Raw genomic sequence first — 14,500 nt, forward strand, 5'->3', positions numbered from 1 at the left:
CTTTTGGCCCATCTCCGCAAGGATGATGGGCCAAAAGTGACCCCGCGTTGTTTGTCTTAAAGGCCGATGTCTGCGGTTTGCAAAAGCGCGACGGCGTCCGGTTGGCCTTCGAAGGTGACGAGGGCTTGGCTGGTGCGCCCGTGGGCATGCATCAGCAATTCGCCGGGTTCGCCAACAATCGCTACCGACACCGGAGCGCGCTTGGCCACATGGCGGGGGCCGGAGGGCCGCACCAGAACGATGCCGAGGTCCACGCCGCGGTAAAGGAAAGCGGCCCGCTTGATGAGTTCATCCCACAGGGCGTCCGAGTACGCTTCGTCGAGGGCCCGGGGCGCCCAACGGTCACCCGCGCGGCGGATGTCCTCGGTGTGGACGAAATATTCGATGAGATTCGACGTCTCGTCCAGCGCCTTGATCTTCAAAGGGGAAAGGGCTGGCGGGCCTGCGCGGAACGTCTTGACGAGCTCCGCGTAGTCATCAGTGGTCTTCAGCTTGGCAGCAAGTTTGGCCGTTGCTTTGTCCGAAGCCTTACCGAGGCTGGGAATCAAGAGGCCAATGCCCACGGCTGCTTTACGCTCGCGCAGGTAGAGGTGCGCCGCAAGGTCCCGGGTGAGCCACCCTTGGCAGAGCGTGGGGGAGTCAGGTCCGGCCGCCAACAGGGTTTCGGCCAGTACTTCTCGGGAAGGATCGACGAAATGCATCACTTGTGAAACTAGCACGATCAGGGCAAGGTTGCGCAGTGGAACCGCCGCAGAATCCGGCTCCCATCAAAGGCACTAGACTTGATCTGATGTCAGAGCAGTCCGCCCCCAGTCCAACTCCTGCCGTGGAGCTCTCCAGCGACCCCGCGGACGCCCTGCCGCAGGAGATCGCCAGTGCCCTTAAGCGCGACTCGGCAGGTCTAGTAGCCGCCATCATCCAGCAGCACGATACCCATGAGGTCCTCATGCTTGGCTGGATGGATGACGAGGCACTTCGCCGCACCATGACCACGGGACGCGTGACCTTCTACTCGCGCTCCCGCCAGGAATACTGGCGCAAGGGCGACACTTCGGGACACGTTCAGTTCGTGAAGTCAGTCGCCCTTGACTGCGACGGTGACGCCCTCTTGGTCCGCGTGGACCAGATCGGCGCAGCCTGCCACACCGGTACCCGCACCTGCTTCGACGGGCGCGACTTTTCGGTCGTTACGGGCCACCGCGATTAAGGCATCCCCTAGTTTCCCTGACGCACCACCTAAGACCAAAGGCGGAGAACAATAGCCATGCAGGACCTTGGAATCATCAGCCCGGGCCTGGAAGAGTTCCGCGAACTCGCCGTCCACAGCCGTGTCATCCCTGTCCGACTCAAAGTCCTGGCCGACGCCGAGACCCCCATCGGCCTGTACCGTAAGCTCGCCAAGGGCCAGCCCGGAACGTTCCTCCTTGAGTCGGCTGCCGTTGGCGGTGCCTGGTCGCGCTATTCCTTCATTGGTGCCAAGTCCCGGGCCACGCTGACCACGAAGGACGGCCAGGCACACTGGATTGGCGAGCCGCCCGTCGGCGTTCCCGTGACTGGCAACCCGGTGGAAGCAGTCCGTGACACCATAGCCGCCCTGCAAACGGACCGTTTTGAAGGGCTGCCGCCCTTTACTTCCGGCCTCGTCGGTTTCCTGGGCTGGGAAGCCGTGCGCCATTGGGAGAAGCTGACGGCACCGCCGGAAGATGACCTCCAGCTGCCTGAAATGGCCCTGAACCTGGTCACCGACATGGCAGTGCACGACAATGTGGACGGCACAGTCCTCCTGATCGCCAACGCGATCAACTTCGACAACAGTTCCGAGCGTGTGGATGACGCCTGGCACGACGCCGTGGCGCGGGTTAAAGCGCTGCTGGACCAGGTCAGTACCCCTGTTTCCCAGCCGGTCTCGGTGCTGGAGCCGGCCGCACTGGATTTCGCGTCGAGCGTGCAGGAACGCTGGGACGAGGCCAAGTACTTGGAAGCCATCGATCGCGGCAAGGAAGCGATCGTCGATGGCGAGGTCTTCCAGGTGGTCATCTCGCGCCGCTTCGAAATGGAGTGCAAGGCCGACCCCCTGGATGTCTACCGCGTACTGCGCAACACCAACCCGAGCCCTTACATGTACATCTTCAGCCTCGAAGATGCTGACGGCCGCGAGTACTCGATCGTGGGTTCCTCGCCGGAAGCGTTGGTGACGGTAACCGGCGGCGAAGTCATTACGCACCCCATCGCCGGATCGCGTCCCCGTGGCAAGACTGTTGAAGCTGACAAAGCCCTGGCCACGGAACTTTTGGCCGACCAGAAGGAGCGTGCAGAGCACCTCATGCTGGTTGACCTTTCACGTAACGACCTCTCAAAGGTCTGCGTTGCCGGCACGGTGGACGTCACCCAGTTCATGGAGGTGGAGCGTTTCAGCCACATCATGCACTTGGTGTCCACAGTGGTGGGGGAGTTGGCTCCGCATGCCAAGGCCTACGACGTCCTCAAGGCAACGTTCCCGGCAGGTACCCTTTCCGGTGCCCCGAAACCACGGGCGTTGCGCCTCCTGGACGAGCTCGAACCGCACCGCCGCGGTATCTATGGTGGCGTTGTGGGTTACCTCGACTTTGCCGGTGACATGGACATGGCGATTGCCATCCGTTCTGCGTTGCTGCGGGAAGGCCGTGCCTATGTCCAGGCCGGCGGCGGGATCGTTGCTGACTCACACAAGCCGTCGGAAGCCCTTGAAACCGTGAACAAGGCTGCTGCGCCGCTTCGGGCCGTGCACACGGCCGGATCGCTGCAGAATATTTCCGCCGAGTCAGTGCGGGACGCAGGAACCATCGACGGCGGGACGCCCACCTCATGACCGCTGAAGCACCGGGACCGACGGCGACCCCATCGCCGCGTTGGGCACGGAAGTCAACTCTTGTTCTTGCAACGGCACTCCTGGCACTCGCTGTCTTTGGAACCACCACGCAGACCTGGATCGAGGTCCGTCTTGATCCCACGGCCGCCTCCAGCAGCGACCTCCACGTTCAGGGCAGCAAGGCAGCCACGGCCGTTACCGCACTGGCACTTGTAGCACTTGCCGGTGGGTTGGCGGCCTCCATCGCGGGGCGGATCGCCCGCTGGATCATCGCGGCCCTCCTTGCCCTGTCCGCTGCCGGGATTATCCTCGCAGCCGCCACGGTCCTGTCCGATCCTCTCGGCGCAGCCCAGGGTTCCATCGCTGCGGCAACCGGTATCTCGGGAGGTCAGGCGAGCGTGACCACGACGGTCTTCCCAGTGCTGGCAATCGTGGCGGGTGCCCTGCTGGCAGTCTGTGCAGTGGTCTTGCCGCTGGCCGGACGGCATTGGAAAACCCGCACCAAGTACGACGCCGCTGCCGTCAAAGAACGTGGTAGTGGACCCGTGGACGAGATCGACAGTTGGGACAGTCTTTCCCGCGGCGAAGACCCAACCTAGGCCGTCCAGCAGTCTTTCGGGCCGGTCTGGCGCAACATAAGCGCCGGCGCCGGTCCTGACGTCGGACGATGTCCCGGCCGCCGTCAATAAATGGCAGAATGTAAGCAGTATTCATCCTGAGGAGATTCCACATGAGCAAAACCACAGTGTCCGCAAACCAAGCTACCTCCACCATGGCCAGCCACGCTGATGCCATCGGCCACGGTAACAGCCCGGCTGCCTGGACCTGCGTGATTGTGATGCTGGTCGGCGCCCTGATTTCCTCCATTGCTTTCGTCATTGCCAGCACCCCCATCTTCATCGGCGGTGTCGTGGTCATGGTGGCCGGCCTCATCGTGGGCTGGGCCATGCGCAAGGCCGGCTACGGAGTGGGTGGCAGCAAGCTGCAGAACAACGGCCACTAATCGTGACCGTTCTTGACGACATCATCGTCGGCGTCAAGGAGGACATGGAAGCCCGCCGCCGGCTTGTGTCCCTCGTTGAGCTGAAGGACCGCGTTGCTGGTGCAGCCCCCGCGCGTGACGCTTGGGCTGCCCTGGGTGGTCCCTCCTCAAGCCGTGAGGATCTCAAGGTCATTGCTGAAATCAAGCGTCGAAGCCCTTCCAAGGGCGACCTCGCGCCCATTGATGACCCGGCCTCGCTCGCGGTGCACTACGAACACGGCGGAGCTTCGGTCATCAGCGTCCTTACCGAGAAGCGACGTTTCGGCGGGTCGCTGGCAGATCTCGATGCCGTACGTGCCGCCGTCGATATTCCCTTGCTGCGCAAGGACTTCACGGTGGACGATTACCAGATTTGGGAAGCCCGCGCCCACGGTGCGGACCTTATTCTGCTGATCGTTGCGGCCTTGTCCGACTCGGAGCTGGCTCACTTCAGCGCCCTCAGCCATGAGCTTGGCATGAACGTGCTCGTGGAAACGCACACCGAAGAGGAAATTGAGCGTGCCGTCGCTGCGCAGGCCAAGATCATCGGCATCAACGTTCGCAACCTGAAGACGCTCGACGTCGACCGTTCAGTTTTCGGTTCACTGGCCGGTTTGATTCCGGCTGAGGCAGTGATTGTTGCGGAGTCCGGCGTGCGGACGGCCGAGGACGTCACGCACTATGCCGCGAGCGGCGCCAATGCCATCTTGGTGGGGGAGGCGCTGGTCAGCGACTCAACCCCGCGCGAACGCATCACCGAATTCAAGGCAGCTGGAGCTGCCGCCATCGCCGTCAGGAACTGAGGCAGTACCTGAAACAAGGCGACAGCCATGAGGCAGCCCGGGCATGAGCCTGCGGCTGCCTTGTGGCACGTGGAACTACCCGATGAACTAACTTCGAACAGGACGGTGAGACTGATGGTGGACGCGCCAACAGCCAGCTCGGAAGAGAATGCGGCCGACGCATTCCTGCAAGGTGGCACTTCGCTGCGCAACGCGGCCGGGCCCTACTTCGGTAACTACGGTGGCCGTTGGATGCCGGAGTCACTTATCGCCGCACTCGACGAAGTCCAGGACACGTTCGAAAAAGCCAAGGCCGATCCCGAGTTCCTCGCGGAGTTGAAGGACCTCAACAAAAACTACTCCGGGCGTCCGTCGCTGCTGACAGAGGCCAAGCGCTTCTCCAAGCACGCTGGTGGCGCGAGGATTTTCCTCAAGCGTGAAGACCTCAACCACACCGGTTCGCACAAGATCAACAACGTCCTGGGGCAAGCCCTCCTGGCCAAGCGCATGGGCAAGACCCGGGTCATTGCCGAAACCGGCGCAGGCCAGCACGGCGTTGCCAGCGCGACGGCAGCCGCCCTCCTGGGCCTTGAATGTGTTGTCTACATGGGCGCGGAGGACTGCCGCCGTCAGGCTTTGAACGTTGCCCGCATGCAACTGCTCGGCGCCACTGTGGTTCCCGTGACCAATGGTTCGCAGACCCTCAAGGACGCCATCAACGACGCCCTGCGGGATTGGGTTTCGAACGTGGAGAACACCCACTACCTACTGGGTACCGCGGCCGGAGCTCACCCGTTCCCCGCCATGGTTCGTTTCTTCCACGAAGTGATCGGCGAGGAAGCCCGCGCTCAGATCCTGGACCAGACTGGCAAGCTGCCCGACGCCATCTGTGCCTGCATCGGTGGTGGCTCCAATGCCATCGGCCTGTTCCACAGCTTCCTGGACGACGCATCCGTGAAGATCTACGGCTTTGAGGCAGGTGGCGACGGCGTAGAGACCGGGCGTCACGCTGCAGCAATCTCCCTGGGACGTCCCGGTGTGCTGCACGGTGCCCGTTCCTACCTCATGCAGGACGAAGACGGTCAGACCATCGAATCCCACTCGATCTCTGCCGGACTGGACTACCCCAGCGTGGGACCCGAGCACTCGTACCTCGCGGACATTGGACGCGTGACGTACGAGCCCATCACTGACACCGAAGCCATGGACGCCTTCAGCCTCCTGTGCCGGACTGAGGGGATCATCCCCGCTATCGAGTCTGCGCACGCGCTTGCCGGTGCCATCAAGGTGGGCAAGCGCCTCACCGAGGGTAAAGAGGACCCGTCCGAGATCTCCGTGATCGTGAACCTGTCCGGTCGTGGGGACAAGGACGTGGAAACCGCAGCCGCATGGTTCAACATGTTGGACGAAGAAGGTCACGTCAAGGGCACCACCCTGTCTACCCGCAAGCCCAAAGGTCCTGCAGAGCGCACCTCCGAAGCAGCCGTGGACGTAAACGAGGACCAGAACTGATGACTGAACAATTCGCCAGCAAATCTGCTGCTGCCATCGACCGTGCCAAGGCTGAAGGCCGGGCAGCCCTTGTCGGATACCTTCCGGCGGGCTACCCCACTGTCCAGGACAGCATCGAGGCAGGCATTGCCCTGGCACGGAACGGTGCGGACCTCATCGAGATCGGTATTCCCTACTCCGATCCAGTGATGGACGGACCTGTAATCCAGGCTGCAACCACGGAAGCGATCAACAACGGTTTCCGGGTCGCCAATGTTTTCGATGTCGTTGCAGGGATCACTGCCGTTACGGACGCCGCCGTGTTGGTCATGACCTATTGGAACCCCGTCATGCGCATGGGCGTGGATGAGTTCTCCCGCCGCCTGGCTGAATCCGGGGGAGCGGGCCTCATTACTCCGGACCTTATTCCGGATGAAGCCAGTGAATGGTTCGAGGCCTCGGACAAGTACGGACTGGACAGGGTCTTCCTGGTGGCTCCGTCATCCACGCCCGAACGCCTGGATATGACTGTCAAGGCCAGCCGTGGCTTTGTGTATGCCGTCTCCATCATGGGTGTGACCGGTACACGCCAGTCCGTCAGCAGTACAGCCGAAGACGTCGTGGCACGTGCCCACGCTGCCGGTGCTGAACGGGTTTGCGTTGGCCTTGGTGTTTCCAACCCGGATCATGTCCGCGAGATAGCTGCCTATGCGGACGGCGTGATCGTCGGCACCGCCCTGGTGGCGGCCCTGCGCGACGGCGGCGTTGACGCCGTCGGCCAACTCACCAAGAACCTCAGCGCCGGCTTGGGCCGCGCAGCTGCAGACGCCTAGGAAAAGGAAACAGCGAAGCCCATGCAGACCGTCCTCCACGCAGCGGCAATGGTTCCACTGAGTATCCCGAGCCCGTCGTGGTCCGGTTTCGACATTCCGCTGCCGTGGGGGACGCTGCGTATCCACGCTTACGCCCTCTGCATCTTGGCGGGCATCATCATCGGCCTCTGGCTGACGGCCGCCCGATGGAAGCGCCGTGGAGCCCCGGAGGGCAGCCTGTGGGATATCGCCATTTGGGCGATTCCTTTCGGCATCATCGGTGGCCGGCTTTACCACGTGTTTTCGTCCCCGGATGCTTACTTTGGCCCTGGGTTCGATGGCACAGGTGACCTCTCCCTGATTCCGCAGATACAGCGAGGCGGCCTGGGTATTTGGGGCGCCGTGCTGCTTGGCGCCGTGGGTGCCTGGATCGGTTGCCGTCGGGCGGGCGTCAAGCTCACGGCGTTCCTGGATGCCGCGGCTCCCGGATTGCTGCTTGCCCAGGCGATCGGCCGTTGGGGCAACTGGTTCAACCAGGAACTCTTCGGCGCTCCCACCACGTTGCCGTGGGGACTCCAGATTGACCCTGCAAACGCCAACTTCCCAGCGGGTATGCCGGCAGACACGCTCTTCCACCCGACGTTCCTCTATGAATTCCTGTGGAACATCCTGGGCGTCGCCATTCTGCTCCTGCTGGACCGGAAGTTCCACTTCCGCCGCGGACGCCTGTTCTGGCTCTACGCGATGTATTACACGCTGGGCCGCGTGTGGATCGAAGCGCTCAGGATTGACGACGCCGAGCAAATCAGCCTCTTCGGGATCACCACCAGGCTGAACGTGTGGACGAGTATCTTCGTCTTCATTGCGGCGCTGGTGATCTTCCTTGTTCTCGGCAGGGGAGGACGGCCGCAGCCGGATACCCCTTATTCACCGGGCAAGGAACCTGAAGCCATGCCGGCCAAAGATGAGGCATCCGTGACGAGCGTCACCAGTCATGATGTGGACCCATCTGTCTCGGATAGTGGTTCCCGTGGTAATCTCCCAGATAACCAAAGCGATCCGGGCCACGTTGACGAGCCGCAGGATGCAGCAGGAGATTCGGCAAAGGACTCACCGTCCAAGGCGGAATCGGAATCTGCTGCGACTGCCGCAAGGAAGGCCCCCGGATCCTCGCTGGAAGCTGACGACACCAAGTAGTCGCTTCCGGCAAAGGGGCAACAGAGTCACCGCTCGTAGGGCCCAGTCCACAGCGTCGTGGCACCCCGGAAACCGGATCGCAGCATACCGATGTTCACTGGTCAAGCCGGGGCCAGTGGTCTGCGTAACTGTTCGTTGCGCTTGATTGGCTGGCCTACAATTCCAATAACTAGCGCTTTGTTGTGCCCATCACAAGGGCATGCAAGGTGGGGCCAACGTTGTCCCTTCCATACGCACGATCACGAGGAAGGACGTCTCCCATGACCCATCTTCATAACCCCGGTTGGTCCGAAAATATCGAACCGCAGGGTGCCATGTCTCCATTCAAGCGCTTTGCTGCGCTTCCGGAGGCCCGGGGTCTTTACAACCCGGACAAGGAGAAGGACGCCTGCGGCCTGGCAATTATTGCCACGCTCCGCGGGGAACCGGGATACGACATCGTGGAAGCGGCTCTGACTGCCCTCCGCAATCTCGAACACCGCGGCGCCGTGGGCGCCGATGAAGGTACTGGCGACGGTGCGGGCCTGCTGATGCAGGTTCCGGACGAGTTCTTCAGGGCCGTCACCGAATTCGAACTGCCCGCTCCGGGCCAGTACGTGGTGGGCACCGCCTTCCTTCCTGCTGAATCGCGCGAAGCAGCTACGGCCAAGGCCGGTATCGAAGCGCTTGCGGCAGATGAGGGCCTCACGGTCCTTGGCTGGCGTGAAGTTCCCGTGGTCGCGGACCTCGTGGGTGCCATGGCACGGGCATGTATGCCGTACTTCTCGCAGCCCTTCTTTGCATCTGCAACCGGCGAGCAGCTTGAGCGCAACGAACTTGACTCCCGTGCGTGGCGAATCCGCAAGCGCGCCCAAAACAAGTACGGCGTGTACTTCCCGTCGCTGTCCTCGCGCACCATTGTGTACAAGGGCATGCTGACGACGGCCCAGTTGGAGCCGTTCTACCCGGACCTTTCGGACCAGCGCTTCAAGACGAAGCTGGCCATTGTCCACTCACGCTTTTCCACGAACACGTTCCCGTCGTGGCCTTTGGCGCAGCCGTTCCGCACCATCGCCCACAACGGCGAAATCAACACGGTCAAGGGCAACCGCAATTGGATGCGCGCACGCCAGTCGCAGTTGGCCAGCCCGCTGCTGGGCGATACCCCCGAAGAGCTGTACCCGATCTGCACCCCGGGTGCCTCGGACTCTGCTTCCTTCGATGAAGTAGCCGAGCTCCTTTGGCTGTCCGGCCGGCCGATCACGCACTCGATCATGATGATGATCCCGGAAGCGTGGGAGAACCACGCCACCATGGATCCGGCACGCCGCGCCTTCTACGAGTACCACTCGCTGCTCATGGAGCCGTGGGATGGTCCTGCCGCTGTCTCCTTCACTGACGGCAACCTCGTTGGCGCAACGCTGGACCGTAATGGCCTGCGCCCGGGACGTTACTGGATCACTGAAGACGGCCTGATCATTTTCGCCTCGGAAGTGGGCGTTATCGAGGTCGAACCTTCCAACGTCGTCAAGAAGGGTCGCGTCGCACCGGGCAAGATGTTCCTGGTGGACACAGAAGCCGGGCGCATCATCGACGACGCCGAGGTCAAGGCCGAGGTCGCAGCAGCCAACCCGTGGGCCGAATGGCTCAAGGACAACCTGATCGACATCAACGAGCTCCCCGAGCGCGAGCACGTACGCCACACCGCTGCATCGGTGAACATCCGCCAGCGGACCTTCGGTTACACCACTGAGGAACTGAAGATCCTGCTCGGCCCCATGTCCCGCACGGGCGCCGAGCCCCTGGGTGCCATGGGTTCTGATACCCCGGTTGCCGTGCTGTCCAAGCGCCCGCGCTTGCTGTTTGACTACTTCGTGCAGTCCTTCGCCCAGGTCACCAACCCGCCTTTGGACGCCATCCGGGAAGAGCTGGTGACGTCACTGAAGTGCGCCATCGGACCGAACGGCAACCTTTTGGATGGCAAGCAGGTCCGCCAACCGCAGATCTCCCTGCCGTTCCCCGTGATCAACAACGATCAGCTCGCCAAGATCTCGAACATTGAAAACGCCGACGGCGACCGCATCGCCATGAAGGTACGTGGCCTTTACCGCCCGGAGGGTGGGGAAGCGGCATTGCGTGCCCGCCTGACAGAGATCTGCGAGCAGGTTTCCGGCGCGATCAACCGTGGCGTGCAGTATGTTGTGTTGTCCGACCGTGACTCGAACGCGCAGTGGGCACCTATTCCCTCGCTCCTGCTGGTCAGCGCTGTCCACCACCACTTGCTCCGCAGTGCAAACCGCACCAAGACGGCACTCGTGGTTGAGGCCGGCGACGTCCGCGAGACGCACCATGTCGCCGTACTCATTGGCTATGGCGCATCGGCAGTGAACCCCTACCTCGCCATGGAATCGGTTGAACAGCTGATCTCCAACGGCGACGTTGAGGGCGTGACTCCGGAAGACGGCGTTTACAACCTCATCAAGGGCCTCGGCAAGGGTGTCCTGAAGATCATGTCCAAGATGGGCATCTCCACAGTTGCTTCCTACACCGGCGCCCAGACCTTTGAGGCACTGGGCCTGTCGCAGGAACTCGTGGACGAATTCTTCTCAGGTACGCACTCCCAACTTGGTGGCGTTGGCCTGGACGTCATTGCCGCCGAAGTTTCCGCACGCCACCAGATGGCCTACCCCGAGGGCGGCATCGAGCATCCGCACCAGCCGTTGCTCGGTGGTGGCGAGTACCAATGGCGCCGTGACGGTGAACCGCACCTCTTCAACCCGGAGACTGTGTTCCGCCTGCAGCACGCCACCCGTGAGCGTCGCTACGACATCTTCAAGGCCTACACCAAGGGCGTTGACGATCAGTCCGAGAACCTGATGACCCTGCGTGGGTTGCTCAAGTTCAAGAGTGACGTCCGCCCGGCCGTGCCGCTTGAGGAAGTGGAGTCGGTTTCCAGCATCGTCAAGCGTTTCTCCACCGGCGCCATGAGCTACGGCTCCATCTCCAAGGAAGCGCACGAGACACTCGCCATCGCCATGAACCGTTTGGGCGCCAAGTCCAATACGGGTGAAGGTGGCGAAGACGTTGACCGCCTGCTGGATCCGGAGCGCCGTTCTGCCATCAAGCAGATCGCTTCCGGCCGGTTCGGTGTCACCAGTCTGTACCTGACCAACGCTGACGACATCCAAATCAAGATGGCCCAGGGCGCCAAGCCCGGCGAGGGTGGCCAGTTGATGGCCCAGAAGGTCTACCCCTGGGTAGCCCGGACGCGTCACTCCACGCCCGGCGTCGGACTCATTTCCCCGCCCCCGCACCACGACATCTACTCGATCGAAGACCTCGCGCAGCTCATCTACGATGCCAAGCGCGCCAACCCTTCGGCCCGTGTACACGTGAAACTGGTTTCGGAAGTCGGGATCGGCACTGTGGCCTCCGGCGTGACCAAGGCGAAGGCCGACGTCGTGCTTGTTTCAGGTCACGACGGCGGTACCGGCGCCTCGCCGCTGAACTCGCTGAAGCATGCAGGTGTGCCGTGGGAACTTGGCCTGGCCGAGACCCAGCAAACGCTCATGCTCAACGGTCTCCGCGACCGCGTGGTGGTTCAGGTGGACGGCCAGCTCAAGACAGGCCGTGACGTGGTCATTGCCGCCCTGCTGGGTGGTGAAGAGTTCGGTTTCGCAACGGCTCCGCTGGTTGTCTCCGGCTGCATCATGATGCGCGTCTGCCACTTGGACACGTGCCCCGTTGGTGTTGCTACCCAGAACCCGGAACTGCGTTCAAGGTTCAACGGCAAGCCCGAGTTCGTCGTCAACTTCTTCGAGTTCCTCGCAGAAGAAGTCCGCGAAATCCTGGCAGAGCTCGGATTCCGCAGCCTCGAAGAGGCGATCGGCCACGCCGAGGTACTGGACACCCGTGAAGCCATCGACCACTGGAAGGCCGAAGGGCTGGATCTGGATCCGATCCTGCACGGTCTTGAGTTTGACGACGACGTGCCGCTGCGCAACATGACCACCCAGAACCACGAGCTGGACAAGCACTTCGACCAGCGGCTCATCACCATGGCCGCCGAAGCGCTCAGTGACCGCATGCCTGTCAAGATCACCCTGGACGTCATCAACACGGACCGTTCCGTGGGCACGATGCTCGGCCACGTGGTGACCAAGACGTTCGGCACCGATGTGCTGGCGACGGACACCATCGACATCACGCTCAACGGCACCGCCGGCCAGTCTCTTGGCGCCTTCCTGCCTGCCGGCATCACGCTGCGTATGTACGGAGACTCCAACGACTACGTTGGCAAGGGCCTCTCGGGTGGACGCATCATCGTCCGCCCGGACCGCACCAACGTGTTCCAGGCCGAGCGCAACGTCATTGCCGGCAACGTCATCGGTTACGGCGCAACGAGCGGTGAGATGTTCCTGCGTGGCCAGGTTGGTGAACGATTCCTGGTGCGTAACTCGGGTGCGACCGCCGTCGTAGAAGGTATTGGCGATCACGGATGCGAGTACATGACCGGTGGTCAAACACTGATCATTGGCCGTACCGGACGCAACTTCGGTGCGGGTATGTCCGGTGGTACTGCTTACGTGCTGGACCTGCAGCATGAGCGCGTCAACAAGGATGCACTGGACTCCGGCGAACTTCAGCTCCTTGAGCTGGACGCCGAAGACCGCGACATCGTCCACGGCCTGCTCACCAAGCACGCCGAGGAAACCGAATCCGTCCTGGCCGGCCGTCTGCTCGAGAACTTCGACGACACCGCCGCCCGCATCACCAAAGTACTGCCGCGCGACTACGCCGCAGTCCTGCAAACCCGTCTCGACGCCATCGAAGAGGGCCTTGACCCCGACGGCGAAGAAGTATGGTCTCGAATCCTGGAGGTAACCGGTGGCTGATCCACGCGGATTTCTGAAAGTCCGGCAGCGCGAGACGCAGCCACGCCGTCCCGTTCCGGTCCGCATCATGGACTGGAAAGAAGTGTATGAAGCCCAGGAAAAGGGTGTCCTGAAGAGCCAGGCAGGCCGCTGCATGGACTGTGGCGTACCGTTCTGCCACCAGGGCTGCCCGCTGGGCAACCTCATTCCTGAGTGGAACGACCTCGTGTGGCGGGACAAGGGTGAGGAAGCCATTGAGCGCCTCCACGCCACGAACAACTTCCCCGAGTTCACCGGTCGCTTGTGCCCGGCACCCTGCGAAGCGTCCTGTGTGCTGGGCATCAACCAGCCTGCCGTGACCATCAAGCAGGTTGAGGTTTCCATCATTGACGAAGCCTTCGACAACGACTGGGTCCACCCCCTTCCGCCGACGCGCCTCACTGGCAAGACGGTTGCCGTCGTGGGGTCCGGTCCCGCAGGCCTCGCAGTTGCACAGCAGCTGACGCGCGTTGGTCACACTGTTGCCGTGTACGAGCGTGACGACAAGATCGGCGGCCTGCTCCGCTACGGCATCCCCGACTTCAAAATGGAGAAGGAACAGGTTGACCGCCGCCTGGAGCAGATGAAGGCCGAAGGCACCCGCTTCCGCACCGGCGTCGCAGTCGGTACGGACGTGACCTGGGAACAGCTGCGCCGCCGTTACGACGCCGTGGTGATCGCCACCGGCGCAACGGTTGCGCGCGACCTTCCCATTCCGGGTCGTGACCTTGAAGGTGTCCACTTCGCCATGGATTACCTGGTTCCCTCCAACCGCGTAGTGGCGGGGGAGAGCCCGGAAAATCACATTGACGCCCGTGGCAAGCATGTGGTCATCCTTGGTGGCGGCGATACCGGCGCGGACTGCATCGGTACAGCACACCGTCACCAGGCGGCTTCCGTTACCACGCTCGCGATCGGCAAGCAGCCGCCTCTTGAGCGTGCAGGGCACCAGCCGTGGCCGACGTTCCCCACACTCTTCGAGGTCGCCAGCGCCCACGAAGAAGGCGGCGAGCGTACATACCTGGCATCCACGGTGGAGTTTGTTGGCGAGAACGGCAAGCTCACCGGGGTCAAGGTTGCCGAGACGGAGTTCGTGGATGGCAAGCGCCTCCCGAAGGCCGGTACCGAGCGGATCATTCCCGCTGACCTCGTCTTCCTGAGCCTCGGCTTCACCGGTGCTGAACCGTCCGGTATCACCGAGCAGGTCAGTGCAGAATTCGACGGTCGGGGCAACGTAGCCCGCGACGGCTACTACATGACGAACACCGAGGGCGTGTTTGTTGCCGGTGACGCCGGACGTGGCCAGTCCCTGATTGTGTGGGCCATTGCCGAAGGCCGTGCATGCGCGGCGGCAGTGGACAAGTTCCTTATGGGAAGCACAATCCTTCCGGCACCGGTCGCCCCCACCGACCGGGCAATCGCGGTCTTATAGCGGCGGCAGGAATGATCTTTAACTC

The 14,500-nt window shown here is 62.5% G+C and carries 11 protein-coding genes; 10 read left to right on the forward strand and 1 reads right to left on the reverse strand.

Going from position 1 to position 14,500, the window contains the following annotated elements:
• Nucleotides 1-56 precede the first annotated feature (56 nt).
• Nucleotides 57-701, reverse strand: coding sequence for a TIGR03085 family metal-binding protein (locus AB4Z15_RS07830; RefSeq protein ID WP_216923805.1), 645 nt, complete (start codon nt 699-701; stop codon nt 57-59).
• Between the two features lie 89 nt (nt 702-790).
• On the opposite strand from AB4Z15_RS07830, the gene hisI reads away from it, so the two are divergent.
• The 10 genes from hisI (at nt 791) to AB4Z15_RS07880 (ending at nt 14,475) form a co-directional block, all read left to right on the forward strand.
• On the forward strand, nt 791-1,207 hold the full coding sequence (hisI, locus tag AB4Z15_RS07835) for a phosphoribosyl-AMP cyclohydrolase (RefSeq protein WP_442016822.1): 417 nt from the start codon (nt 791-793) through the stop codon (nt 1,205-1,207).
• A gap of 57 nt (nt 1,208-1,264) precedes the next feature.
• Nucleotides 1,265-2,848, forward strand: a complete 1,584-nt coding sequence (locus AB4Z15_RS07840) for an anthranilate synthase component I (protein WP_442016823.1) — start codon at nt 1,265-1,267, stop codon at nt 2,846-2,848.
• Nucleotides 2,845-3,447: a Trp biosynthesis-associated membrane protein gene (locus tag AB4Z15_RS07845; RefSeq protein ID WP_442016824.1), complete on the forward strand. Its 603-nt coding sequence runs from the start codon at nt 2,845-2,847 to the stop codon at nt 3,445-3,447. Before AB4Z15_RS07840 ends, AB4Z15_RS07845 begins: the two co-directional genes overlap by 4 nt.
• Nucleotides 3,448-3,578: 131 nt before the next feature.
• Nucleotides 3,579-3,851 (forward strand): HGxxPAAW family protein, encoded by a 273-nt coding sequence (locus AB4Z15_RS07850; protein ID WP_216923214.1) that lies wholly within the window; start codon nt 3,579-3,581, stop codon nt 3,849-3,851.
• A 2-nt stretch (nt 3,852-3,853) separates the two neighbouring features.
• Nucleotides 3,854-4,672 carry an indole-3-glycerol phosphate synthase TrpC gene (trpC, locus tag AB4Z15_RS07855; RefSeq protein ID WP_442016825.1) on the forward strand — a complete coding sequence of 273 codons (819 nt, stop codon included), beginning with the start codon at nt 3,854-3,856 and terminating at the stop codon, nt 4,670-4,672.
• 114 nt (nt 4,673-4,786) lie between these two features.
• The gene (trpB, locus tag AB4Z15_RS07860; RefSeq protein ID WP_442003158.1) at nt 4,787-6,163 is read left to right on the forward strand and encodes a tryptophan synthase subunit beta; all 1,377 of its coding nucleotides are present in this window, start codon (nt 4,787-4,789) and stop codon (nt 6,161-6,163) included.
• A complete protein-coding gene (gene trpA / locus AB4Z15_RS07865; protein WP_442016826.1) occupies nt 6,163-6,975 on the forward strand; it encodes a tryptophan synthase subunit alpha in 813 nt (270 codons plus the stop codon). Before trpB ends, trpA begins: the two co-directional genes overlap by 1 nt.
• 21 nt (nt 6,976-6,996) lie before the next feature.
• Nucleotides 6,997-8,151: a prolipoprotein diacylglyceryl transferase gene (gene lgt, locus AB4Z15_RS07870; protein ID WP_442016827.1), complete on the forward strand. Its 1,155-nt coding sequence runs from the start codon at nt 6,997-6,999 to the stop codon at nt 8,149-8,151.
• A gap of 260 nt (nt 8,152-8,411) precedes the next feature.
• Entirely contained in the window at nt 8,412-13,025 is a 4,614-nt protein-coding gene (gene gltB / locus AB4Z15_RS07875) for a glutamate synthase large subunit (protein WP_442016828.1), read from the forward strand.
• The gene (locus AB4Z15_RS07880; RefSeq protein ID WP_442016829.1) at nt 13,018-14,475 is read left to right on the forward strand and encodes a glutamate synthase subunit beta; all 1,458 of its coding nucleotides are present in this window, start codon (nt 13,018-13,020) and stop codon (nt 14,473-14,475) included. Before gltB ends, AB4Z15_RS07880 begins: the two co-directional genes overlap by 8 nt.
• Nucleotides 14,476-14,500: the final 25 nt, after the last annotated feature.

Source organism: Paenarthrobacter sp. 2TAF44 (genome assembly GCF_052114885.1).
In the GTDB taxonomy this organism is placed as follows: Bacteria; Actinomycetota; Actinomycetes; order Actinomycetales; family Micrococcaceae; genus Arthrobacter.

Coding starts and splice junctions, on each gene's coding strand:
- AB4Z15_RS07830 (WP_216923805.1), bottom strand. CDS start 701: ATGCATTTCGTCGATCCTTCCCGAGAAGTACTGGCCGAAACCCTGTTG.
- hisI (WP_442016822.1), top strand. CDS start 791: ATGTCAGAGCAGTCCGCCCCCAGTCCAACTCCTGCCGTGGAGCTCTCC.
- AB4Z15_RS07840 (WP_442016823.1), top strand. CDS start 1,265: ATGCAGGACCTTGGAATCATCAGCCCGGGCCTGGAAGAGTTCCGCGAA.
- AB4Z15_RS07845 (WP_442016824.1), top strand. CDS start 2,845: ATGACCGCTGAAGCACCGGGACCGACGGCGACCCCATCGCCGCGTTGG.
- AB4Z15_RS07850 (WP_216923214.1), top strand. CDS start 3,579: ATGAGCAAAACCACAGTGTCCGCAAACCAAGCTACCTCCACCATGGCC.
- trpB (WP_442003158.1), top strand. CDS start 4,787: ATGGTGGACGCGCCAACAGCCAGCTCGGAAGAGAATGCGGCCGACGCA.
- trpA (WP_442016826.1), top strand. CDS start 6,163: ATGACTGAACAATTCGCCAGCAAATCTGCTGCTGCCATCGACCGTGCC.
- lgt (WP_442016827.1), top strand. CDS start 6,997: ATGCAGACCGTCCTCCACGCAGCGGCAATGGTTCCACTGAGTATCCCG.
- gltB (WP_442016828.1), top strand. CDS start 8,412: ATGACCCATCTTCATAACCCCGGTTGGTCCGAAAATATCGAACCGCAG.